This window comes from Phreatobacter sp. (genome assembly GCF_022843985.1).
Lineage (GTDB): Bacteria > Pseudomonadota > Alphaproteobacteria > Rhizobiales > Phreatobacteraceae > Phreatobacter.
This window is the reverse complement of sequence record NZ_JALHMP010000012.1, coordinates 23,212-46,675: the sequence shown is the minus strand read 5'-3', so window position 1 is coordinate 46,675 and position 23,464 is coordinate 23,212. Positions and strand designations below refer to the sequence as shown.

24 protein-coding genes are annotated in these 23,464 nt (G+C 67.5%); 9 read left to right on the top strand and 15 right to left on the bottom strand.

Annotation, left to right across the window (positions count from 1 at the left end):
* The 10 genes from Q0C57_RS10355 to Q0C57_RS10310 all read right to left on the bottom strand — a co-directional run bounded on the left by Q0C57_RS10355 (position 1) and on the right by Q0C57_RS10310 (position 9,486).
* Positions 1-1,104, bottom strand: a complete 1,104-nt coding sequence (locus Q0C57_RS10355; RefSeq protein WP_296575934.1) for a glycosyltransferase family 2 protein — start codon at positions 1,102-1,104, stop codon at positions 1-3.
* 35 nt (positions 1,105-1,139) lie between these two features.
* A complete protein-coding gene (locus Q0C57_RS10350; protein WP_366937823.1) occupies positions 1,140-1,811 on the bottom strand; it encodes a class I SAM-dependent methyltransferase in 672 nt (223 codons plus the stop codon).
* Positions 1,808-3,061: a DUF3419 family protein gene (locus Q0C57_RS10345; protein WP_296575932.1), complete on the bottom strand. Its 1,254-nt coding sequence runs from the start codon at positions 3,059-3,061 to the stop codon at positions 1,808-1,810. Before Q0C57_RS10345 ends, Q0C57_RS10350 begins: the two co-directional genes overlap by 4 nt.
* A gap of 342 nt (positions 3,062-3,403) precedes the next feature.
* Positions 3,404-5,011, bottom strand: a complete 1,608-nt coding sequence (locus tag Q0C57_RS10340; protein ID WP_296575930.1) for a molybdopterin-binding/glycosyltransferase family 2 protein — start codon at positions 5,009-5,011, stop codon at positions 3,404-3,406.
* Between the two features lie 33 nt (positions 5,012-5,044).
* Positions 5,045-5,722 (bottom strand): XdhC family protein, encoded by a 678-nt coding sequence (locus tag Q0C57_RS10335; RefSeq protein ID WP_296575927.1) that lies wholly within the window; start codon positions 5,720-5,722, stop codon positions 5,045-5,047.
* Positions 5,722-6,045: an XdhC family protein gene (locus Q0C57_RS10330; protein WP_296575924.1), complete on the bottom strand. Its 324-nt coding sequence runs from the start codon at positions 6,043-6,045 to the stop codon at positions 5,722-5,724. The genes Q0C57_RS10335 and Q0C57_RS10330 overlap by 1 nt, the downstream gene beginning before the upstream one ends.
* A 105-nt stretch (positions 6,046-6,150) precedes the next feature.
* A complete protein-coding gene (locus Q0C57_RS10325; protein ID WP_296575921.1) occupies positions 6,151-7,341 on the bottom strand; it encodes a VWA domain-containing protein in 1,191 nt (396 codons plus the stop codon).
* Entirely contained in the window at positions 7,341-7,667 is a 327-nt protein-coding gene (locus Q0C57_RS10320) for a hypothetical protein (protein ID WP_296575918.1), read from the bottom strand. The genes Q0C57_RS10325 and Q0C57_RS10320 overlap by 1 nt, the downstream gene beginning before the upstream one ends.
* Positions 7,668-7,672: 5 nt before the next feature.
* Complete coding sequence (locus Q0C57_RS10315) at positions 7,673-8,590, bottom strand: MoxR family ATPase (protein ID WP_296575916.1); 918 nt, start codon at positions 8,588-8,590, stop codon at positions 7,673-7,675.
* 56 nt (positions 8,591-8,646) lie between these two features.
* On the bottom strand, positions 8,647-9,486 hold the full coding sequence (locus Q0C57_RS10310; RefSeq protein ID WP_296575913.1) for a DUF3108 domain-containing protein: 840 nt from the start codon (positions 9,484-9,486) through the stop codon (positions 8,647-8,649).
* Positions 9,487-9,700: 214 nt separating this feature from the next.
* Between Q0C57_RS10310 and Q0C57_RS10305 the strand changes: the two genes are divergently transcribed.
* Positions 9,701-10,066 (top strand): hypothetical protein, encoded by a 366-nt coding sequence (locus tag Q0C57_RS10305; protein WP_296575910.1) that lies wholly within the window; start codon positions 9,701-9,703, stop codon positions 10,064-10,066.
* A gap of 93 nt (positions 10,067-10,159) precedes the next feature.
* On the opposite strand, the gene Q0C57_RS10300 is transcribed toward Q0C57_RS10305, so the two are convergent.
* The 3 genes from Q0C57_RS10300 to Q0C57_RS10290 all read right to left on the bottom strand — a co-directional run bounded on the left by Q0C57_RS10300 (position 10,160) and on the right by Q0C57_RS10290 (position 13,898).
* Positions 10,160-10,957, bottom strand: coding sequence for a xanthine dehydrogenase family protein subunit M (locus tag Q0C57_RS10300; RefSeq protein ID WP_296575907.1), 798 nt, complete (start codon positions 10,955-10,957; stop codon positions 10,160-10,162).
* An 18-nt stretch (positions 10,958-10,975) separates the two neighbouring features.
* On the bottom strand, positions 10,976-13,339 hold the full coding sequence (locus Q0C57_RS10295) for a xanthine dehydrogenase family protein molybdopterin-binding subunit (protein WP_296575904.1): 2,364 nt from the start codon (positions 13,337-13,339) through the stop codon (positions 10,976-10,978).
* A gap of 64 nt (positions 13,340-13,403) precedes the next feature.
* Positions 13,404-13,898 carry a (2Fe-2S)-binding protein gene (locus Q0C57_RS10290; protein WP_296575902.1) on the bottom strand — a complete coding sequence of 165 codons (495 nt, stop codon included), beginning with the start codon at positions 13,896-13,898 and terminating at the stop codon, positions 13,404-13,406.
* A 250-nt stretch (positions 13,899-14,148) separates the two neighbouring features.
* On the opposite strand from Q0C57_RS10290, the gene pcaD reads away from it, so the two are divergent.
* Both pcaD and pcaC read left to right on the top strand, forming a co-directional pair.
* Positions 14,149-14,928 (top strand): 3-oxoadipate enol-lactonase, encoded by a 780-nt coding sequence (gene pcaD, locus Q0C57_RS10285; protein WP_296575899.1) that lies wholly within the window; start codon positions 14,149-14,151, stop codon positions 14,926-14,928.
* 69 nt (positions 14,929-14,997) lie between these two features.
* Positions 14,998-15,384: a 4-carboxymuconolactone decarboxylase gene (gene pcaC, locus Q0C57_RS10280; protein WP_296575896.1), complete on the top strand. Its 387-nt coding sequence runs from the start codon at positions 14,998-15,000 to the stop codon at positions 15,382-15,384.
* A gap of 26 nt (positions 15,385-15,410) precedes the next feature.
* On the opposite strand, the gene Q0C57_RS10275 is transcribed toward pcaC, so the two are convergent.
* On the bottom strand, positions 15,411-15,902 hold the full coding sequence (locus tag Q0C57_RS10275) for a flavin reductase (protein WP_296575894.1): 492 nt from the start codon (positions 15,900-15,902) through the stop codon (positions 15,411-15,413).
* 296 nt (positions 15,903-16,198) lie between these two features.
* On the opposite strand from Q0C57_RS10275, the gene Q0C57_RS10270 reads away from it, so the two are divergent.
* The 6 genes from Q0C57_RS10270 to Q0C57_RS10245 all read left to right on the top strand — a co-directional run bounded on the left by Q0C57_RS10270 (position 16,199) and on the right by Q0C57_RS10245 (position 21,736).
* On the top strand, positions 16,199-17,116 hold the full coding sequence (locus Q0C57_RS10270; RefSeq protein WP_296575891.1) for a branched-chain amino acid ABC transporter permease LivH: 918 nt from the start codon (positions 16,199-16,201) through the stop codon (positions 17,114-17,116).
* A gap of 5 nt (positions 17,117-17,121) precedes the next feature.
* Positions 17,122-18,549: a high-affinity branched-chain amino acid ABC transporter permease LivM gene (gene livM / locus Q0C57_RS10265; protein WP_296575887.1), complete on the top strand. Its 1,428-nt coding sequence runs from the start codon at positions 17,122-17,124 to the stop codon at positions 18,547-18,549.
* Positions 18,546-19,379, top strand: coding sequence for an ABC transporter ATP-binding protein (locus Q0C57_RS10260; protein WP_296575885.1), 834 nt, complete (start codon positions 18,546-18,548; stop codon positions 19,377-19,379). Before livM ends, Q0C57_RS10260 begins: the two co-directional genes overlap by 4 nt.
* Positions 19,376-20,098 (top strand): ABC transporter ATP-binding protein, encoded by a 723-nt coding sequence (locus Q0C57_RS10255; protein WP_296575882.1) that lies wholly within the window; start codon positions 19,376-19,378, stop codon positions 20,096-20,098. Before Q0C57_RS10260 ends, Q0C57_RS10255 begins: the two co-directional genes overlap by 4 nt.
* Positions 20,098-20,478 (top strand): DUF6867 family protein, encoded by a 381-nt coding sequence (locus tag Q0C57_RS10250; protein ID WP_296575880.1) that lies wholly within the window; start codon positions 20,098-20,100, stop codon positions 20,476-20,478. Before Q0C57_RS10255 ends, Q0C57_RS10250 begins: the two co-directional genes overlap by 1 nt.
* Before the next feature lie 127 nt (positions 20,479-20,605).
* Complete coding sequence (locus tag Q0C57_RS10245; protein WP_296575877.1) at positions 20,606-21,736, top strand: branched-chain amino acid ABC transporter substrate-binding protein; 1,131 nt, start codon at positions 20,606-20,608, stop codon at positions 21,734-21,736.
* 87 nt (positions 21,737-21,823) lie between these two features.
* Here the strand turns inward: Q0C57_RS10245 and Q0C57_RS10240 are convergent, their stop codons facing one another.
* A complete protein-coding gene (locus Q0C57_RS10240) occupies positions 21,824-23,410 on the bottom strand; it encodes a TadE/TadG family type IV pilus assembly protein (protein WP_296575875.1) in 1,587 nt (528 codons plus the stop codon).
* Positions 23,411-23,464: the final 54 nt, after the last annotated feature.

The following is a 23,464-nucleotide window of genomic DNA, read 5'->3' as shown; positions in this document are numbered from 1 at the left end:
TCAGCGGCGCCAGACGAGGGTGGCCGAGGCGGCATAGTTGAACACGGCTCCCATGACGGCCCCGGCGAGGCCCGAGAGCCACCAGTCGACATCGCCGGCATAGAGCCAGCTGGCAACGCCGACATTGCCGAAGGCACCGATGCTGCAGACCAGATAGAACAGCATCAGGCCGGTCAGGAAGCTGGCGCCCTTCAGTCGGGCGTCGCGATAGGTGATTTCATTGTTGATGACGAAGTTCGACGTCATGGCGACGACCGTCGCCAGCGTCTGCGCCCACTCGAAGCGCAGGCCGAACGTCAGGCCTGCATAAAGTGCTGCCAGATGGACGACGAGGCCGCTGGCCCCGACCAGGGCGAAGAAGATGAATCGCAGCGGAATGAACCCGCCGGACAGCTTGTTGAGGACGAAGCCGACATAGTCGAGCGCCACCTTGGCGTCGAGCTTGCTCTCGCCATGGACGCGCTCGCGGAAGATGAAGGGGACCTCGGCGAGGCTCGGCGCCCGGGGCACCGAGGCCGCGATGTCGGCGAGGATCTTGAAGCCGGTGGTGGAGAGGCGCGGCGCCACCTCCTCGACGATGTCGCGGCGGATCATGAAGAAACCGGACATCGGGTCGGTCAGCGGCGCCTTGAGGATCATCGCCGACAGGCGTCGGCCGAGGTCGGAAATCCCCTGGCGGATGGGCGAGAGCCCCTCCGTCTTGGAGCCGCCGGCAATGTTGCGGCTGGCGACGACGAGGTCGCGCCCGGCCCGGATCTGGTCGAGCATGGCCGGCAGGATGGTCTCGTCGTGCTGCAGGTCGCCGTCCATGACGGCGACGACCGGCGCGGAGGAGGCGAGCATGCCCTCGATGCAGGCGCCCGCAAGCCCGCGCCGTCCGACCCTCCGGATACAGCGCACGCGGGGGTCGCGCCGGGCGATCTCCTTGACCACAGCGGCGGTACCGTCCGGGCTGTCGTCGTCGACGACGATCATCTCCCAGGCGATGCCGGCCAGCACATGGTCGAGCCGGCGCGCCAGTTCCGGCACGTTGTCGCGTTCGTTGTAGCTGGGCACAACCACCGTCAGTTCGGGGGCGCCGGCGGTCTGGAGGGCCTGGGTCATATGGCGGGGGTCATAGACCCCGCCCGCCGACGGGGTCAAGCAAGGGGCCGGCGGGCGGCGATCGCGCGGACGGCGTAACCGCGATAGGGACGGTCCACCTGTGCCGAAAGGCCGCGCGCCGCTGCGAGGTCCGCAAGCACCGGCGCGAAATCGTCCCGCGGCGTGACATGGAACTGGGCCAGCCAGGCCCGCAACCCCGCGCGGAAGACCGATGGGAGATGCTCCTGGTCGCCGAAGTCGACGACATGGAGGGCCCCCCCCGGCAGCACAGCGGCCAGCGCCCGATCGAGCGCCTCCTGCCACGGTGGGATCATCGACAGCGTGTAGGAGCAGAACACCCGGTCGAAGCCCTCGCAGGCGAAAGTGGTCAGCGGATCGAACCGCGCGGCATCGGCCTGCGCGAGACGGATGCGCCCGGCGAGCCCGGCGCGTGCCACGGCACGGCGCGCCTCGGTCAGCATGACCGGGCTGACGTCGAAGCCGCAGAACCGGGCCTGCGGATAGCGCCGTGCGGCGACGATGAGGTTGCGCCCGGTGCCACAGCCCACTTCCAGCACCGTACCGCCGACCGGCGGCGCGAGGTCTGCGATCAACGGATCGCGGCCGATCAGGTAGAATTTCCGCGTCGCGTCGTAGATGCCGACCTGCCAGCGATAGATCGCATCCATCCGCTCGGAGGCGGGAAAGACATCCGTCGGCGCCGTCACGACGCCGCCAGCCTGTAGAGGTGGAAACCGCCATAGATCGACGACCGGTCGCGGTCGGTCCAGGCCCGGCAGCGCGCCGCGTCATAGGTGAAGCGGGCGAGGATGTCCGGTGCCACGCGGCCGGGCAACAGGCTGTCCTCGGCTGCCGTTCGGAAGATGACGCGCGCGCCGGGCCGCGCCGTGCGCAGGATCGCGCGCCACAGCCGGTTCAGCACCACGTCCGTCATCCAGTCCTGCGCATCGAGCAGGACATAGGCGTCGCGCGAAGCGTCGGGCAGCCGTTCGAGGTGGTCGATGAAATTCTCGTGGCAGACCTCGACGCGATCGGCATGGGCCCTCACCGCGTCGAAGTGGGCGGCAGCGAGATAGGGCGGCACGGCCCCCGCCGCGCCCGGCTGGTAGCGGCGTCCGAAGGCCTGCCAGGCGAAATAGTTGCTCTCCAGCGGAAAGCCGCAGGCGAGGCGCTCGAGGCGGGCCACCAGCACCTCCTCCATGCCGCCGCCGGCCTTGGCCGAGGTGAGCAGCGCCTTGTACTGGGCCGGCGGAATGCCGAGCCCGTAGAGCGAGGCCGGATTCTTCACTAGCCAGCGCACCAGCCGCGACGAGAACAGCGGCTTCAGCTCGCTGTCGAAGATGGCGCGCTGCTCGGCCAGCGACCGGGCCTCCAGCATGCGGCGCGGATCGCGGCCGTGCAGCCGGGCGACGGCGTGGCCGGTGCCGATCATCCAGCCGAGCAGACCCTTGCGATAGATGTTGTCGGAAAACTGCCTGATGCGGCGGCGGCCGGCCCAGTCGCGGCGGTCCCAGTAGGCGCGCGTCATGGGATCGAGGCGGTCGCGCAGGTGGCGCTTATAGGCGGTGACATTGTCACCGCTGTCGGCCTCGCCGAAGAAGCGGAAGAAGCTGGCATGATCCGGCAGGTGACGGGCCGCCGCCAGCTTGAGCCGGTTCAGCGCCACGTGGTTTTCGTTGAGGTCGAGGGCGGTGATGCGCGCCGGTCCGGCAACGAGATAGCTGAGGATGTTGCAGCCGCCCGAGGCAATGGCGACCAGATGGTCGGTCGGGCGGAGCGCCAGCGCCTCCATGTCAATCGCCGGATCCTCCCAGATCTGCGGATAGACGAGACCGGAGAACATCAGCGTGAAGAGCTGCTCTTGCAGCCCCGCCGGCGACAGCGGGCTGTGGCGGGCGACGGCCCGTCCGATATTGCGATGGGTCGCCTTGCGCGCCTCGCCTGCCACCAGAGCCATGCCGTCTCATCCCGATTCGAGGAGTCTGGGGACGGAGGTAGGAGGGTGGGATGACGTCCGGGTGAAACCACCATGACCCGACGATGACCGCGGCCGGTTTCGGCGCCCGGGAGGCGCCGTCGCGGAGGCCGCTGGCCAATGCCGACAATTGGCGGGAAATCCGGCGCAACGGGTTAAGGTCAACAGGTAGGGTAAAGATGCGGTCCTGATTGTGCTGCCCAGCAGATAGGCAGATAGACGGGATCAACCACTCCGCGTCCACGGAGATGACCATCTGACGCCCCGGGCCGGCAACGACCCGGGGATTTTTTTGTCAAAATCGCCGCGTGGCATTCAGCTTGGTTAAGGCGCCGGCCGCCCGCCTGCGGCCGCCAGCGCATCGGGCGTATCGAGGTCGAGATGGACGTCGTCCTCCTCCGCCGGCACCTCGGCAATGGCCTCGGGCGCACCGGCCAGCACCGCCCGCCCGCCCTGGTCGCCGGTGACGCGCGTCAGTTCGGGGAAGAAGCGGCGCCCCCACAGGACCGGATTCCCGCGGCGCCCGTCCGCCACCGGTACGACGATGTGGCGGCCCTCCTCGGGGGCGAAGGCCGCGGCGAGCCTTGCAACCAGCGCAGGCGAGATGCGCGGCATGTCGCCGAGCAGCACCACGACCCCGTCGATCGCCTCGCCAAGCGCCGCGATCCCCGCCTTGAGGGAGGTGGACAGCCCGGCGGCGAAGTCGGGATTGTGGACGAAGCGCACGGGAAGGCCTGACAATGCCGCGCGCACGGCCGCCTCCTGATGGCCGGTGACGACCAGAATATCGGCCGGCCCCGCCCCGGACGCCGCCTCTACGGCATGACGCACCAGCGGCTTGCCGCCGATTTCGGCGAGGAGTTTGTTCGGTCCACCCATGCGCGTCGACCGCCCGGCCGCCAGAACGATGGCGGCGATGCGCGGCGCCGGGGAATCCTCGACGTCTCCCGCCCGCGGCTGCGGTCGCGACACGATCTCCATGAGCAAGCCTCCCACCCCCATGCCGGTCACGTCCTGCTTGGTCACCGCCAGGCCGGCGAGAAGCCGCATCAGCACCCAGTCGAAGCCGTTCTCCTTCGGCGAGCGGGCGCAGCCCGGCGCGCCGATGACCGGGACGCCGTCGAGCGCGCCGATCATCAGGAGGTTGCCGGGATCGACCGGCATGCCGAGATGCTCGACATGGCCGCCGGCCGCCTCGAGCGCCGCGGGAATGACGTCGCGGCGGTCGGCGATGGCGGAGGCCCCGAAGACGAGGATCAGATCGGCCAGCGGCCGGACTTCGGCGATCACCGCCGCCAGCGCCGCGGGATCATGGGGAATGCGCCGGTCGGCGACGATCTGGGCGCCGGCTGGCGCCAGACGGTCGGCTGTGACCCGGAGAGTCTTGTCGACGACCTTGTCGGCCAGTCCCGGCAGGAGGGTCGAGATCACTGCGATACGGCGCCGGACGAAGGGCGCGACGCGCACCAGTGGGCCGGCGGCGACCGCCTCGGCGACGCGGGCGCCCGCCACCGCATAGGGGATGATTTTGACGGTCGCCACCATCTCGCCGGCCTCGACGGCGGCGAAGGCCGGCAGGGTCGCGAAAGTGATGGCCTCGTCGATGCGGTTGATCCCGTCGATTCCGGCCTGGGCAACCACGAGGACGCCAGCCGCCGCCGCGAAGAGATTGGCCCGTCCGGTAAAGGCCGGGTCGATGCGCAGACCGGCACCGGCCACCGCCGCTGCGATCCGGGCGGCCGCCTCGTCCTCGCCGACATCGCCCGGCTCGGCCATCGCCACGGTCACGCTGTCGAGACCGGCAGCGGCCAGCGCCGCGATCTCCGCCGCCCCGATGCGGGTCCCCTTCTTGAGGAGCAGGCCGTCCCGGCGCACGGCATGGGCGACGATGCCGCCCAGCGCGTCGTCCAAGGGCACGGGACCGAACCGCATCTGCCGTCTCCTAGCCGCGCCCCCAGGCCGATCTCACGCGATGCCCTGCCGCCAGGCCTGCGTCACCTCGGCGAGGATCGACACGGCGATCTCCGCCGGGGTGATGGCACCGATGGCGAGGCCGACCGGCGCCTTGATGCGGGCCAGCGCCTCCGGCGGCGCGCCATTGGCGCCCAGCCGCTCGATGCGCCGGGCATGGGTCTTCCGCGAGCCCAGCGCGCCGATATAGAAGCAGTTCTTCTCGAAGGCGTGCATCAGCGCGGGATCGTCGATCTTCGGATCGTGGGTCAGCGCGATGAAGGCGGTGTAGCGGTCGACCTTGAGGCCCGGCAGCGCCTCGTCCGGCCATTGCGCCAGCAGCGTGACGCCGGGAAAGCGCTCGGGCGTGGCGAAGGCGGTGCGCGGATCGACGATGACGGGATCATAGCCGATCATCCGCGCCATCGGCACCAGCGCCTGGCTGATATGGACGGCGCCGATTATGACCATCCGTGCCGGCGGCACCTGGACGGTCAGGAAGGCGCGCGTGCCCTCCACGACGCCGCTGCGGCCGGTGCGCAGGGCCGTCCGGATCGCCTCCTCCAGCGGATCGCCGGCGAGGGTCTCCGCGGTGACGAGACGGGCCGCACCGCCGTCGAGATCGGTGACGAGGACAGCGGCGCGCCTGTCGGAACGCGCCGCGTTGAGCGCCGAGAGGAGTGCGAGTCGCATCAGCCGACCTTCTCGACATAGACGGCGATCCGCCCGCCGCAGGACAGGCCCGCCCGCCACGCCGTCTCGTCGGCAACGCCGAATTCCAGCAGTTTGGCTTGTCCTGTACCGATCACGTCCAGCGCCTCGGTGACAACCTCACCCTCGACGCAGCCGCCGGAGACCGAGCCGAGGAAGCTGCCGTCCTCGTCGATGACGAGATGCGAGCCGACCGGGCGCGGGGCCGAGCCCCAGGTCTCGACCACGGTCGCCACCGCCACTCCCTTTCCGGCCTTCGCCCAGGCTTCCGCCTGTCCGAGAATGTCGTCGTCGGTCGAGAGCATGGCAGATCTCCTCGAACAGTTTCCCTGTGTTCCAAGACATCGGATGAACGGCGGCGCGACGCAAGGGCAGGCTCGCCATGCGTCCTTTGCGGCAAGACCCTACCCTCAAAGACCCTTCAACCAGCGCCGCGGATCATGCGCCTGGTCCGGCCGGCGGGCGTCCAGCGCAGCCACGAGTTCCGCCACTGCCGCGACATTGTGGATGGTGCGGAACTCGTCGACATGGGGCAGCAGCGCCCGGATCCCCTGGGCGCGGGCCTCGAACCCGTCAAAGCGCAGCAGCGGGTTGAGCCAGACGAGCCGGCGGCAGGAGCGATGCAGCCGGTCGGCGGCGCGGGCGAGATCGGCCGTGCCGTCGCGCTCGAGCCCATCGGTCACCAGCAGCACCACCGCCCCGCCGGACAGCACCCGTCGCGACCAGACCTTGTTGAAGGCGGCGAGCGAGGGCGCAATGCGGGTGCCGCCCGACCAGTCCTCGACCGCCGCCGAGCACGCGGCCAGCGCCTCGTCCGGGTCCTTCGCCTTCAGCATCCGGGTGATGTTGGTCAGCCGCGTGCCGAAGGTGAAGGCATGGACGTTGCGGCGGTTGTCCATCAGGGCGTGGACGAAATGCAGGATCACCCGGGTATACTGGTTCATCGACCCGGAAATGTCGCAGAGCACGACCAGCGGCGGATGCTTCGTCTTCGGGCCGCGGCGGGCCAGGTCGATGATGCCGCCCCCCTCCCCGATCGAACGGCGCAGGGTGCGCCTGAGGTCGATCCGCCGTCCGCGGGGATCGGGCGCCAGGCGGCGCGTCACAACGGCATCGTCCGGAAGCACCAGGGCCGCCACCTTGCGGTTGGCCTCGGCGATCTCGGCGGCGGTCATCTGCGCGAAGTCCTTCTTCTGCAGCACCTCGATGTCGGAAACCGTGAGGCTCGCATCGACCTCGATCTCCGGCTTTTCCACCGGCACGCTCTCGGCCTGCTTGAAGAAGGCCTCCTGAAGGCGCAACGACACCGGATCGGGCTTGCCCGGGGCGGCGGGCGCCACCGGCATGAGAATGGAGAGCAGTTTCTCCATCAGGTGACGCTTTTTCCAGAAGATCTCGAAGGCGGTGCGGAACAGCAGCGAATGCTCGTGCTTCGTCACGAAGACCGCATGCAGCGTCCAGTAGAAGTCCTCGCGCGAGCCGATGCCGGCCGCCTCCACCGCCGCCACCGCATCGAGCACCGTGCCGGGACCGACGGGGAGCCCGGCGATGCGCAGCGCCCGGGCGAAATGGGCGATGTTCTCGGCCAGCGCGTTCGCCATCAGGCCGGCCTCAAGAGGGCGGCGAAGACCGGCGAAAGGGCGAGCGATCCCGCATTGTAGACGGCGCGGGGCAAGCCGCTCCGCAACATGGTCAGCCATTGCAGCAGCCCGAGCACCGCCATCTCGGGCAGCGGCGCGATCGCCAGCACCGCGACGAGGATCAGCGCCGTCGACAGGCCGCAGGCCACCGGGGCCGGCACGCGCGTCCCGGCAAGCGCCAGCACCGTCCACCAGACCAGTGGGGCGAGGAGCAGTGCCGCGCCGATGACAAAGGCCTTCAGCCAGGGCCGGCGGCCCGGATCGGTGACGAGGGCGAGCGGAACCATGGAAATCAGCGTCCCGCCTTCACCTCGTCGAGGATGGCCTTGGCCTCGCCGCCCTGCATCTTCTGGATGTCGTCCTGGTATTTCAGCAGGACGCCGAGCGTGTCGGTGACGCCCTGCGGGTCGAGCCCGACGGCGTCGAGTTCGGTCAGCGCTGTCGCCCAGTCGATGGTCTCGGCGACGCCCGGCACCTTGAACAGGTCGGATTTCCGCAGGCGCTGGACGAAGGCGACGATCTCCCTGGTCAGCCGCTCCGGCGCGCCCGGTGCCTTGGCCTTGAGGATGGCGAGTTCGCGGGCGGCGTCGGGGTAATCGACCCAATGATAGAGGCAACGGCGCTTCAATGCGTCGTGGATCTCGCGGGTCCGGTTGGAGGTGACGATGACGATGGGCGGCGCCGGTGCCTTGATCGTGCCGAGTTCGGGCACGGTCACCTGGAAATCCGACAACACCTCCAGCAGGAAGGCCTCGAAGGCCTCGTCGGTACGGTCGAGTTCGTCGATGAGCAGGACGGGCGGGCCGCGCAGGTCCGGTTCGAGCGCCTGGAGCAGCGGCCGCTTCACCAGGAACCGCTCGGAGAAGATGCCCGAGGCGAGCGCCTCGCGGTCCACCGTCCCTTCCGCCTCGGCGAGGCGGATGGTGATCATCTGCGCCGCATAGTTCCATTCATAGACCGCAGCCGAGACGTCGAGCCCCTCGTAGCACTGGAGGCGGATCAGGTTGCGCCCGAGGGCTGCGGCGAGAACCTTGGCGATTTCGGTCTTGCCGACACCCGCCTCCCCCTCCAACAGCAGCGGGCGCCCCATTTTCAGCGCCAGGAACAGAACAGTCGCCAGCGACCGGTCGGCGACATAGTCGCCTTGTCGCAGCAACGAGAGCGTCGCGTCGATGGAGGTGGGAAGCGCAGTGGGCAGGGCAGATGTCACGAAGGCACTCCGGCTGGATGGCGAACCATAGCGCAGCCGGCATGCCGCCGAGAACCTCAATCCGCGGAGGCGCGCCGTGCCGTCGGCGGGCCCGGATCGAGCGCCAGCCGCGTCGCCAGGGCGATGCCGGTGCCATAGCCGGTCGCCAGGGTGATCTTCGCCGGCAGCAGGTTCCGCGTGCCGCGCACCGGAACGAGGATCACCTCGGCGGAGCGTTGCCGCGCGTTCCGGATGTCATTTCGGTCGGGCCTGTAGCCGGCGATCGGCTCGAACCGCACGCGGCAGACCGCAGCCTCGCCCCTGTAGCCGCCGATCTCCACCTGCCGGGTCTCGACGAAGGAATAGATGAGGTCGAAGCGCTCGCGTCCGCCATAAACCGGCGTGCGGCGCTGGCAGGCCGCGGCCCCCGCGACGGGGCCCGTCCCGCCGGCAACGAAGATACCGGCGGAAAGCGGGTCGAGCACACCGCGCAGGTGCTCGGGCAGGACAGGAGTGGCGCGCGGATGCGGCGGCTTGTCCGGGTCACGGGTGACGCCGGTGACATTGCCCCCGGCCATGGCCATGCGCATCGTCTCGACCTTGCCACCCGAGCGGATCTCCACGGTGAAGCTGGAGGGCACTGGACCGTTGCCGCGGATCTGGCCGACGGAGGTGGCGGTGCCCGAGCCGCCGGCGAAGATGGCCGCCATGCCGGTAACGCGCGCCTCGAGCGTGGTCCGGTAGGTCCTCCCGTCCGACGTCGAGACCATCGTGCCGCGGCCGATCGGAAGCCCGAGAAAGCTCACCGCATAATCGGCCGACACCTGACCCGGCACCTGACCCGGCACCTGAGCGGCCGCCGGCGCGGCGCCGAGGGAGAGGAGCGCGGCGGCGAGGACGGCAAGGGGGGATTTCATGCGCGGGCCTCCGAGAGGACCGGATCGGGGCGCCTCCCTGACATCAGTGATTGCGGCGGGATGGGGCGATTTTGCGGCATGACGGAAAAAACCACCGAAAAAACGCGGCGTTCCGCCCGTGTCTCTGTTTTTGCGATTTCGATTCGAATTTTCATTAACATTCATCTGTTAGCTGACTTGGCTGTCACGTCCCGTGTCAGCCATGGGCCCGCATATGCGCAACAACACGACCCTGATCACGATGCTTGTCGCCTTTGGTGGCATGGTGATCGGTCTGTTCGTGTTCTTCCCGGGCGAGGCTTCGGTCATGACCGGCAGCGTCCGCCGCATGATCGACCCGAAGCGCCCCGATCTCGTCCGCCTCGAATACATCACCGCCAACCCGGAACTGTCGCGCGGCTGGCGCACCCTGCGGGTGGTCGAGCGTCCCGAGCAGTGCCTGCAGCTTCTGGAGCACAACCACGCCCACGACCCGCAGATTCCCGGTCCGCTCGGATCGCTGCGCTGCGTGTCCTATCGCAAGAACGACGAGATGATCGAGGTTCTGCAGGTCCGTCGAATCGCGCCGGATGCCGGCTGAGCCGACGACAGCGGAAGGAAACCGGAGCCGGTAAAGGCGAAGGGCCGGTGCTTTCGCGCCCGGCCCTCCGCGTGATCGTGACGACTCGCGTGCTCAGGCCATGGCGGCAGCAACGGCGCGCTTGGCGATGACGCCGACCAGATGGGCGCGGTAGTCCGCCGAGGCGTGGATGTCACCGTTGAGATCGGCGGCGGGCGTCGCGACACCCTCCAGCGATTTCGGGTTGAAGCGCTTGGCCAGCGCCTCCTCCATCGCCGTGTGGCGGAAGACGCCGCCCGATCCGGCGCCGGTGACGGCGACCTTCACCTGGCTGCCCTTCTTGGCGACGAAGACGCCGACGATGGCGTAGCGCGAGGCCGGATTGGGGAACTTCACATAGGCGGCCTTGCCCGGCACCGGGAAGGCGATCTTGGTGATCACCTCGTCCTCGTCGAGGGCGGTCGCGAACATTCCGGCGAAGAATTCCTCGGCCGGGATCTTGCGCTTGCTCGTGTGGACAGTCGCCCCCAGCGCCATCAGCGCCGCGGGATAGTCGGCCGCCGGGTCATTGTTGGCGACCGAACCGCCGATCGTGCCGCGATGGCGGACATGGGGGTCGCCGATATGGGCGGCCAGCCGGGCGAGCGCCGGGATCGCCTGCTGGACGACCGGCGACGCGGCGACCTCCGCATGGGTGGTCATCGCGCCGATGACGATGTTGCGGCCTTTCTGCTCGATGCCCGACAGGCCGGCACCCGACAGGTCGATCAGGGTCTTCGGGCTGGCGAGCCGCTGCTTCATGGTGGGGATCAGCGTGTGACCGCCGGCCAGCAGCTTGGGATCCTCGGCCTTGCCGAGGAGCGAGACGGCACCGCGGACGGTGGCGGCCTTCTGGTACTTGAAAGGATACATGATGACCTCTTTCGAACCTTACTCGGCCGCGATCGCGGCACGGGACTGTTTCTGGATGACCGTCCACAGGGCCTGGGGCGTCGCCGGCATCGGCACCTCCTCGGTTCCCAGCGCATCGGTCAGCGCGTTGATGACGGCGGCGGGTGCGGCGATGGCGCCCGCCTCACCGCAGCCCTTGATGCCGAGCGGGTTGGACGGGCATGGCGTCACGGTCATGCCGACGTCGAAGGACGGCAGGTCGTCGGCCCGCGGCATGGTGTAGTCCATGAACGAGGCGGTCACGAGCTGTCCGTCCTTGTTGTAGATCGCCCCTTCCAGCAGCGCCTGGCCGACGCCCTGGGCGATGCCGCCATGGACCTGGCCCTCGACGATCATCGGGTTGATGACATTGCCGAAATCGTCCACCGCGGTCCATTTGGCGATGGTCGCGACGCCGGTCTCCTGGTCCACCTCGATCTCGCAGATGTGGCAGCCGGCCGGGAAGGTGAAGTTGGTCGGATCGTAGAACGATCCCTCCTTCAGGCCGGGCTCCAGCTCCTGCGGATTGAACTTGTGGGCGATATAGGCGTTGAGCGCGACCGTGCCGAAATCCACCGACTTGTCGGTGCCCTTCACGGTGAACTTGCCGTCCTTGAAGTCGATGTCGGCCTCCGCCGCCTCCAGCACGTGGGAGGCGACCTTCTTCGCCTTGGCCTCGATCTTGTCGAGGGCCTTGGAGATCGCCGACATGCCGACCGCACCCGAGCGCGAGCCGTAGGTGCCCATGCCGAACTGCACCTTGTCGGTGTCGCCATGGACGATGGAGACATTGTCGATGGAGATGCCGAGGCGCGAGGAGACGAGCTGGGCGAAGGTCGTCTCATGGCCCTGGCCATGGCTGTGCGAGCCGGTCAGGACCTCCACCGTGCCGACCGGATTGACCCTGACCTCAGCCGATTCCCACAGGCCGACACCGGCGCCGAGCGAGCCGACCGCCTGGGACGGGGCGATGCCGCAGGCCTCGATATAGGTGGAATAGCCGAGACCACGCAGCTTGCCGCGCTTGGCCGCCTCGCGGCGGCGCTTGCCGAAGCCCTTCACGTCGGCCATCTCCATGGCCTTGACGAGCGAGGCTTTGTAGTCGCCGCAGTCATACATCATGATGACCGGCGTCTGGTGCGGGAACTTCGTGACGAAGTTGCGCCGCCGGAAGGCCGCCGGATCCATGCCGATCTCGCGCGCTGCCGCCTCCACCAGGCGCTCGACGACGAAGGTCGCCTCCGGCCGCCCGGCACCGCGATAGGCGTCCACCGGGGCAGTGTTGGTATAGACCGCATCCACCTCGGCATAGATGTTGGGGATGGCATACTGTCCCGACAGCAGCGTCGCATAGAGATAGGTCGGCACCGACGAGGCGAAGGTCGACAGATAGGCGCCCATATTGGCGATGGTCTTGACCCTGAGGCCGGTAATCTTGCCCTCGGCGTCGGTCGCGAGTTCGGCATGCGTGACATGGTCGCGGCCATGGGCGACGCAGAGGAACTCCTCGGTCCGGTCTGCCGTCCATTTCACCGGCCGGCCGCACTTGCGCGCGGCCCAGACACAGACCGTCTCCTCGGCATAGATGAAGATCTTCGAGCCGAAGCCGCCGCCGACATCCGGCGCGATGACCCGGAGCTTGTGCTCCGGCGCAATACCGATGAAGGCCGAGAGCACCAGGCGCGCCACATGCGGGTTCTGGCTCGTCGTGTAGAGCGTCAGCGCGTCGTTGCCGGCATCATATTCGCCGACGGCCGCGCGCGGCTCCATGGCGTTGGGCACCAGGCGGTTGTTGACGATCTCGAGGGTCGTGACGTGCTTGGCCGCCTTGAAGGCGGCTTCCGTCGCCGCCTTGTCGCCGATGTGCCAGTCATAGACCGTGTTGTTCGGCGCCTCGGAATGAACCTCCGGAGCCCCCTGTGCCTTTGACGTGTCGGCATTGGCCGGCAGCACGCCGTAATCGACGACGATGGCCTCCGCAGCATCCTTGGCCTGCGACAGCGTCTCGGCGATCACCACGGCGACGTGGTCGCCGACATAGCGCACCTTGCCCTGGGCGAGGATCGGGTGGGGCCCGGCGCGCATCGGCGTGCCGTCCTTCGAATGGATCATCCAGCCGCAGATCAGCCCGCCGACCTTGTCGGCCGCGACATCATCGCCGGTATAGATGGCTACCACGCCCGGCATTCCCTTGGCGCGGGACAGGTCGATACCCTTGATGGTGGCATGGGCATGCGGCGAGCGCAGGAAATAGGCCTGCGCCTGGCCGGGGCGGTTGATGTCGTCGGTATACTGACCCTTGCCGGTGATGAAGCGGTGGTCTTCCTTGCGCCGAACGGCGGCACCGAGTGCGGTGACTGTCATGACGATCCTCCCTTAGGACGTCGGATGGCGGAATGGAGGCTGCGAATGCGGCTTTTGGCGCCGCTTATTCCGCAGCCTGGCGCGCGGGGACCTTGCCGGTCATCGCCTGGGCGCCGGCTTCGACGGCTTTCACGATATTGTGGTAGCCGGTGCAGCGGCAGATATTGCCTTCCAGCTCCTCGCGGATCGTCGCCTCGTCCACCGCACCCTTGCGGTTTACGATGTCGACGGCAGCCATGATCATGCCGGGCGTGCAGAAACCGCATTGCAGGCCGTGATGCTCGCGGAAGGCCTCCTGCATCGGATGCAGCTTGCCGTCCTGGGCGAGACCCTCGATCGTCACGACCTCGGCGCCCTGGCACTGGACCGCGAAGGTCGTGCAGGACTTCACCGCCTTGCCGTCCACATGGACGACGCAGGCGCCGCACTGCGACGTGTCGCAGCCGATATGGGTGCCGGTCAGGTGCAGGTTCTCGCGCAGCATCTGCACCAGCAGGGTGCGCGCATCGACATCGGCCGTCACCGATCGTCCGTTGACCGTCAGGGTCACCGTCGGCATGGGCGTTCCTCCTCACATTCGATCAAAACAGGCGCCTTCGGGATTGTTTTTGTCTTCGCCGCCGGCTCCCACACCGCAAACGGCCTGTTTTCGGCGGGAATTGTAGTTTGGACCCGTTCTGAACGGAGCGTCAAGCTGGAACCTTACCAGAGTGCAGGCCCGCCCCCCGGCGGGCGCATCCCCGTCCCCCGTTGCATTGTCACGACTCTCCCCTAGTCTCACGCGCCGCCCCTGCGGCAGGAGAGGATCCATGCCCCGCTTCACCACCTCCGACGGCCTGTCGCTGCGCTACGAGGATACCGGCGGCGACAAGCCGGCGCTGCTCCTGTCCAACTCGCTTGGCACCCGGCTGGAGATGTGGCAGCCCCAGCTCGCGAGCTTTGCCGGGGCCTTCCGCGTCGTCCGCTACGACAAGCGCGGCCATGGCGAGAGCGAACTGCGCGTCGGCCCGACAAGCTTTGCCCGCCTGACCCTCGACGCCGTCGAACTGCTCGACCATCTCGGGATCGCCAGGGCCGACTGGTGCGGCCTTTCCATGGGCGGCATGAGCGGGATGTGGGCCGGCACCCATTTTGCGCGGCGCTTCAACCGCCTGGTGCTCTGCAACACTGCCGCCGGCATGCCGACCGCCGACATGTGGAACCAGCGCATCGCCACGGTGAAGCGCGACGGTCTCACCCCGCTCATCCCGACCATCGTCGATCGCTGGTTCACCAAGCGCTTCCAGACCGCGGACCCCAAGGCCGTCGCCCGCATCGTCGCGATGCTGGAGACGACACCGCCGGAGGGCTATGCCGCCTGCTCCGCCGCCATCCGCGACATGGACCAGCGCGAGGCGATCCGCACCATCCGGCTTCCCACCCTCGTCATCTCCGGGACCCATGACGGCTCGACGCCGGCCGCCCGCGGTCGCGAGATCGCCGAGGCCATCCCCGGCGCCCGCTCTGTCGAACTCGATGCCGCGCACCTGTCCAATATCGAGCAGGCCGGGGCCTTCACCGACACGGTGATGGGCTTCCTGCGGCCGTAAAGGGCTGCCCGACGCGCCGCCCTCACCGTCATGCCCAGGCGCCAGACCAGCCCCTGAAGGATCATCGCCATGGACGAAAAAGACCGCTTCGAAAAAGGCCTCGCGGTGCGCCGCGCCGTACTGGGCGACGCCCATGTCGACCGCTCGCTCGCCGGCCGCGACGGCTTTTCCGGCGAGTTCCAGGACTTCATCACCCGCTATGCCTGGGGTGAGATCTGGACGCGGCCGGGCCTCGAGCGCAAGACCCGCAGCTTCCTCGTCCTCGCCATCTGCGCCTCGCTCGGCCGCTGGGAAGAGTTCCGGCTGCATTGCCGCGCCTCATTCTCCAACGGTGTGACCACCGACGACATCAAGGAGGTCATCCTGCAGATCGCCGTCTATGCCGGCGTGCCCGCCGCCAACACGGCGATGAAAGAGGCGAAGGAGGTCTTCGCGGAGCTCGGCATCAAGACCTGACGCGTCGGCTGGCTGTCCGGAGATCGCTAGCGCGGGATCGGCCGGTAGGCCCGGTCGAAATAGGCCAGGGCCGGCCCCGCCGGCCCGATCCGGACAGCCTCGACCTGGCCGATGAGGATGTGATGCGTCGCCACGGCGCGCATCTCCAACAGCCGGCAGTCGAAAGTGACGAGGGCCGTGGCAAGCGTCGGGGCGCCGGTCGCGAGCGGCGCCCAGACCCCCTCGCGGAACCGCTCGGCGCCGACATGGCCGCGACGACCGGCGAAGGTCTCGGCGAGGGCCTCGGCGCCGGCCGGCAAGGCATTGACGGCGAAGACGCCGTTGCTGGCGATCAGCGCGCCATTGGCGGACTTGCGGTTGAGGCAGACCAGCAGCGTCGGCGGCTCGTCCGAAACCGAGGCGACGGCGATGGCGGTAAAGCCGCTGGATCCCGCAGGCCCCGCGGTGGTGACCACGTGGACGTGCCCTGCGACATGCGCCATGCCATCCCGATAGGCCTGCGGGGAAGCAGCGGGCACTCCCGGAATCATCGAGTGGCTGGCGGCGCCATCCATGCACAATCCTCTGTTGATTCCTGATATAGGCCCGCGGGCGCGGCGGAGCCAATCCGCGCGGCTGAATTCTCGGTGATTAAGGTTGAGACGGCTGTATCCACGCCGTGTGAATAAACGCCATGGCGCCATTGTGACTTGTCCAGGCGCTTGCTACCGATAGTCGCATGGGTCCGTCGGCGGACCGCCCGCCAGAGGCGGCCGTCGCCCGATACCATCGCGGCGCGATCCTGCGTCGGAGGGGAACAGGGGAAGGTGACGGCATGGAAGTTTTCTTCCAGCAGCTGATCAATGGCGTCACACTCGGGTCGATCTACGGTCTCATCGCCATCGGCTACACGATGGTCTTCGGCATCATCGGCATGGTCAATTTCTCCCATGGCGATGTCTTCATGGTCTCCACTTTCATCGCCCTGATCGCGCTGATGATCCTCACCACCTGGATCGGCGTCGGGTCGATCCTCATCGCCCTGTTGATCGTGCTGATCGTCGCGATGATCTTTACCTCGCTGGTCAGCTGGACCATCGAACGCGTTGCCTATCGCCCCTTGCGCGGCTCCTTCCGCCTCGCTCCGCTGATCTCCGCCATCGGCATGTCGATCGTGCTGTCGAACTTCGTGCAGGTGTCCCAGGGTCCGCGCAACAAGGCCATTGACCCGATCCTCAACCATGTCTTCGTGCTTTCGGCGGCGGGCGGCTACCAGGTCACGCTGTCCTACAAGCAGATCCTCATCGTCGTCGTCACTGCGATTCTCCTCGCCATCTTCTGGTGGGTGGTCGCCAAGACCCCGCTCGGCCGGGCCCAGCGCGCCTGCGAACAGGACCGCAAGATGGCTGCGCTGCTGGGCGTCGACGTCGACCGCACCATCTCCATCACCTTCGTCATGGGCGCGGCCCTCGCCGCCGTCGCCGGCACGCTCTACCTGGTCTATTATGGGGTGGTGAACTTCCACGACGGCTTCACGCCGGGCGTGAAGGCCTTCACCGCGGCGGTGCTGGGCGGTATCGGCTCACTGCCGGGCGCGGTGCTGGGCGGCCTGCTGATCGGCCTCATCGAGGTCTTCTGGTCGGCCTATTTCTCGGTCGAGTACAAGGACGTCGCGGCCTTCTCCATTCTCGCCATCGTGCTGATCTTCATGCCCCAGGGCATCCTCGGCCGGCCTGACGTCGAGAAGGTTTGACCATCGTGACGAGCGCAACGGACCCGAATTTCGCCAGGCCCGCGCCTCCCACCCCGGTCGCCCGCGCTGCCCGCGAAGCCCTCTTCGCCGCGATCATCGCGCTCGGCGTCTTCGGTCCCCTGCTCGCCTTCAGGACGACACAGGACATGCAGAACCGTCTCATCGTCGAGACGCGCTACGGCCTCATCGCGATCGTCGTCCTGCTGGTCTTCGCCGGGCGGTTTCTCTTGTCTCTCTGGTTCACGCGGGAACGTCCCGAAGCCGGTCCTGCCCTCGGTGCCCGCCTGTCCGGCCTGATGCCGCAGGGATTGCGCGACATCGTCCGCACCGGCCTGCCGCCGGCGGCCCTCGTCGCCCTCTTCGTCTATCCGATGATGATCCTATCGCTGACAGGCGGCTCCGGAGCACTCAAGTGGATCGACAATTTCGGCATCCAGATCCTCATCTATGTGATGCTGGCCTGGGGGCTGAACATCGTCGTCGGCCTCGCCGGCCTCCTCGACCTCGGCTATGTCGCCTTCTACGCCGTCGGCGCCTATGCCTATGCCCTCATCGCCACCAAGGTGATCCCGGCGACCTTCCCCGGCCTCGGGGTCTGGGCCTTCTGGATCTGCCTGCCCGTCGCCGGCATCCTCGCCGCCTTCTGGGGAGTGCTGCTCGGCTTCCCGGTCTTGCGATTGCGCGGTGACTATCTCGCCATCGTGACGCTCGCCTTTGGCGAGATCATCCGTCTCGTCCTGATCAACTGGACAGCCTTCTCCAACGGCTATGAAGGCATCTCGACCATCCCGCGACCGTCCTTCTTCGGCGTGCCGTTCAACGCCTCGGACACGGGCTTTGCCGCCACCTTCGGGCTGGAATTCTCACCCGTCTATCGCACCATCTTCCTCTACTACGTCATCGTCTGCCTTGCCCTCATCACCGCCTGGGTGTCGAACCGGCTGCGCAAGCTGCCCGTCGGTCGTGCCTGGGAGGCCCTGCGCGAGGACGAGATCGCCTGCCGCTCGCTCGGCATCAACACCGTCAACACCAAGCTCACCGCCTTCGCCATCGGCGCCATGTTCGGCGGCTTCGCCGGGTCGTTCTTCGCCGCGCGCCAGGGCTTCATCTCGCCGGAGAGCTTCACCTTCATGGAATCGGCGGTGATTCTCGCCATCGTCGTGCTCGGCGGCATGGGGTCGCTCATCGGCACTGCCATCGCCGCCGTCGCCATGATCGGCGGCACCGAACTGCTGCGCGAACTCGACTGGCTGAAGGCCATTTTCGGCAGGGATTTCGACCCGGCCCAGTATCGCATGCTCATTTTCGGCCTCGCCATGGTGGCGATCATGGTGTGGAAGCCGCGCGGTTTCGTCTCCACCCGCATGCCGACCGCCTTCCTGAGGAGCCGCCGCGCCGTCTCCGCCGACCACGTGAAGGAGGGCCACGGATGAGCGAGGCGATCCTGACCGTCGAACATCTGACCATGCGGTTCGGCGGGCTGCTGGCCGTCAACGACCTGTCCTTCGAGGCACGCCGCGGCGACATCACCGCCGTGATCGGCCCGAACGGCGCCGGCAAGACCACCGTCTTCAACTGCATCACCGGCTTCTACAAGCCGACCCAGGGGCGCATCACCATGCGCCATGCCGATGGGCGGACTCACCTGCTGGAGCGCCTTGCCGATTTCCGCATCGCCCAGGAAGCAAAGGTCGCGCGCACCTTCCAGAATATCCGCCTGTTCTCCGGCATGACCGTGCTGGAAAACCTGCTGGTGGCCCAGCACAACCCGCTGATGAGCGCCTCCGGCTGGTCGATCGGCGGCATTCTCGGCCTGCCCGCCTATGGCCGCGCCGAACGCCGCGCCATCGAGAAGGCGGCCTATTGGCTCGACAAGTGCGGCCTCACCGACCGCGCCGACGATCCCGCCGGGGACCTCCCCTACGGCCCCCAGCGGGCCCTGGAGATCGCCCGCGCCATGTGCACCGAGCCCGAACTCCTCTGCCTCGACGAGCCGGCCGCGGGCCTCAATCCGCGCGAGAGCCTCGTGCTCAACGATCTGCTGCGCTTCATCCGCAAGGAACACGGGACCTCGCTGCTCCTGATCGAGCACGACATGAGCGTTGTCATGGAAATCTCCGACCACGTCGTCGTCCTCGACTACGGCATCAAGATCTCCGACGGCACGCCGCCCGAGGTGCGCGAGGACCCCAAGGTCATCGCCGCCTATCTCGGCGTCGACGATTCCGAGGTCGAGAAGGTCGAGGCGGAGGTGGGGCTGTGACGGCGCTCCTGACCGCCCGCGGCGTCGAGACCTTCTACGGCGCCATCCAGGCGCTGAAGGGCATCGACATCGACGTCGCCCGGGGCGAGATCGTAGCCCTGATCGGGGCCAATGGCGCCGGCAAGTCGACGCTGATGATGACGATCTGCGGCAGTCCGCAGGCCCGCCGCGGCTCCATCGTCTATGACGGGCAGGACATCACCCGGCGGCCGACCCATGAGATCATGCGCATGGGCATCGCCCAGTCGCCTGAGGGACGGCGCATCTTCCCGCGCATGTCCGTCTTCGAGAACCTCCAGATGGGCGCGACCCTCACCGATCCCGCCCATTTCGCCGGCGATCTCGACAAGGTCTTCAGCCTTTTCCCGCGTCTGAAGGAGCGGCGCGACCAGCGTGGCGGCACGCTGTCGGGCGGCGAGCAGCAGATGCTCGCCATCGCCCGCGCCCTGATGAGCCGGCCGAAGCTGCTGCTGCTCGACGAACCCTCGCTCGGTCTCGCCCCGCTGATCGTCGCCGGGATCTTCAACGCCATCCGCGAACTGAATCAGGCCGAAGGCCTGACCGTGTTTCTCGTCGAGCAGAACGCCTATCACGCACTGAAGCTCGCCCATCGCGGCTATGTCATGGTCAATGGCAGCGTCACCATGCAGGGGACCGGCAAGGAACTCCTCGCCCGCGAGGAGGTGCGCGCGGCCTATCTCGAGGGAGGGCGGCACTGATGCAGGGCGTGCTCTACGAGGAACCTTCGGTCTGGCTGTTCCTTCTCGTCACCCTCGTTCTCGGCGGCTGGCTGGCGATCATGACCGGGCGGGCCTGCGCCCAGACCTGGCGGGGCATCCCGGAGACCATCGCCTACCTCCTCGTCCTCGGCCTCGCCGTGCGCTTCGCCCATTTCGCCCTTTTCGAGGGCACGCTCCTGTCGCTGCACTACTACGTCGTGGACACCGTCATCGTCTCGCTCATTGGCCTGCTGTCCTGGCGCATGACCCGTGCCGGCCAGATGGCCCATCAGTACTGGTGGCTCTATGAACGCACCGGCCCGCTGACCTGGGCGGAACGGCAGGTTCCCCTGTCCTCGCCTCCGGAAAAACACCGATGATGCGCCGGTTTGCGCCGGATGGGCTGACAAGTCCCGCAAAAGGGTATTCGATCCTCGGCAAGGACGGCATGGCCCGTTCTCCGCGAAGGATTGTTCCCCTCGTGACCCCTCTTGGGAAGGATGAGAGATGAAGACCAAACTCCTCGCCGGGCTGACGCTCGGTCTGGGTCTCGCCCTGGCGCTCCCCGCCCAGGCGCAGATCCGAATCGGCGTCGCAGGCCCGATCACCGGTCCCAACGCCTCCTTTGGCGCCCAGTTGCGCAATGGTGTCGAACAGGCTGTCGAAGACATCAACGCCGCCGGCGGCATTCTCGGCCAGCGCCTCGTCCTGTCGGTGGGCGATGACGTGTCCGACCCCCGCCAGGGCGTCAGCGTCGCCAACAAGTTTGTCGGCGACGGCATCAAGTGGGTCGTCGGCCACTTCAATTCCGGCGTCAGCATCCCGGCCTCGGAAGTCTATGCCGAGAACGGCGTGGTGGCGATCACTCCGGCCTCGACCAACCCGCGACTGACCGAGCGCGGCCTGTGGAACGTCTTCCGCACCTGCGGCCGTGACGACCAGCAGGGCGCCGTGGCCGCCGCCTTCCTCGTTCGCAACTTCGCCGGCAAGCGCGTCGCCATCGTCCACGACAAGACGACCTACGGCAAAGGCCTGGCCGACGAGACGCAGAAGGCGATGAACGCCGCCGGCCTCAAGGAGGTCATCTATGAAGGCGTCAACACCGGCGAGAAGGACTTCTCGGCGCTGATCTCCAAGCTCAAGGCGGCCAATGTCGACGTCGTCTACTGGGGCGGCCTTCACACCGAGGGCGGCCTCATCGTCCGCCAGATGCGCGACCAGGGCCTTGCCGCCCCGCTCATGTCGGGTGACGGCATCGCGGACAACGAATTCGCCGCCATCGCCGGTCCCGGCGCCGTCGGCACGCTCATGACCTTCCCGCCGGACCCGCGCAACCGTCCCGAAGCGCGCGCCATCGTCGAGAAGTTCCGTACCGCACGTCGCTTCGAGCCCCAGGCCTATACGCTCTACAGCTATGCCGCCGTGCAGGTCATGCAGCAGGCGGCCGTGGCCACCAACTCGGTCGACCCGAAAAAGATCGCCGAGTTCATGCGCACCGGCCATGTATTCAAGACGGTGATCGGCGACATCTCCTACGACAAGAAGGGCGACATCACCCGCGCCGACTACGTCATGTACACGTGGCGCGCCGGGCCGGATGGCAAGGTCTCCTATTTCGAGAGCTCGACCACCAACTGACTCGGGCCCCGATCTGATCCCCCGTGAACAGGCCCGCCCGGATCGCTCCGGGCGGGTTTTCTTATGGGACGAAGGCCGCCGCCCCCCTCAATGGGTCAGACGCAGCCGGCTGATATGGTTGCCGATCTCGTCGAAGGCATTGGTCAGCGCCTGATCGGAATCCGCCACCAGCGCCATCGATGGGTTCGACGCACATTGCTGCAGGATGCTGAGGGCGGTGGGGTCGGTCACGAGGAAGGCGACGGTGTAAATCCGCACGCCGGCCGCCTTGGCATTGGCGCAGGAGGTCAGCGTCTTCTCGTTCATCTTGGCGACGATCTCGGCCCTGTTGCTCGAAGTCGTGCCGAGGCGTCCTGCTGCCGAGAACCCATAGGCCGAATAGAACGACCCGTTCATCGTGGACAGGCCGATGGCATCATTGGCGCCATCGGTCATCAGCACCATGATCTTGCGGTTTTGCGGATCGTTGTAGGCCCGTCCCTCGGTGAAGGGCGGCTCGGGTGACAGCGTCCGCCAGCCCCACATGACAGCCTCGTGCAGGTTGGTCCCGCCATAGGCTGGCATCGCCGCCAGCGCCGTCGTGAGGGTCGTCTGGTTGTGCGTCAGCGGGATGATCGGGTTCGCGTCGCACATGTGGTTCGGTCCGCGCCGCGTGCCGTTGGCGAGCGACTGGTCGGGCGATACGCCATTATACTTGCATACGCGCTGCTGGCGGGCGAGCATCGACGTGCCGAGCCCGCTCTGGCAGATGCCGTCGGACAGATAGTTGTTGTAAAATCCGGACCATTGGCCCTCGTCGGGCTCGTCAGGCGCAAAACTCGGCACGAACAGCGTCGCCGGATTGCCCGAGGTCGGCGCCGTGTCGGTCACATCATGCGGCGAAGGGCGAGCCTCCACGCAGCCGGCCCAGCTGACGCCGGTCATCTGCGAATAGAGATGGAGGCGTTTGGCCGGAGTCGCGAAGTTCTCGTGATGGATCGGCGAATGGCCCTGGCTGTCGATCCAACTCGCGCCGGCATTGGACGAACCGACATTGACCATCGAGGCGAAGGGCACCACCGCCACCTTGGTGTCACCGGCCATATAGGCCATGCCGAGCACCTTCCGCGCCAGATCAGCAGACGCTGTGCGCAGCGTGGTGATCCGCGATCCCGCCATGGACCCGGAATTGTCGAGGACGAGCGCGACCTCCAGAAAGGCGCGCCCGAGCTGCGAGGTGGACGTGGCCCCGACCGGGATATTGGAGATGCCGATAACCGGCAGGATCAAAGGCTTGTAGGCATAGGTCGCGCTCGCCTGCACCGAACGGGCGGCGACATCGAGCGTCACCGTGACAGTGACATGGCTCGCGAAGTCCAGGTTGCCAGCCATGTGCCGCTGGACGATCTCGCTGATCTGGGCGGAGGTCGAGTTGGCGGTGACCGAACGCGTCGCCGTCAAGACCGCCGCATCGAGCGCGTTCTGCAGGCGTGACTGTCGACCCGAGGCGACCGTGTAATCCACCGCGCCGCCGACGATGCCCAGCATGGGCAGCAGCGTGACAGCGAAGAGGATCGAGACGGCGCCCCTGGGATCAGCGGAAAAGCGTCGCGCGCGCCGCGCCGTCCGGCAGAGCAGCCGCCGGCCGCGAGACAAGATCGGCATGCGCCACGGAGGCAAGAACGGGAGTGACATGGCAAGAACCATCCTGGTTGAGCCGAAAGGGACTACTGCCCCTACAGCACCGAG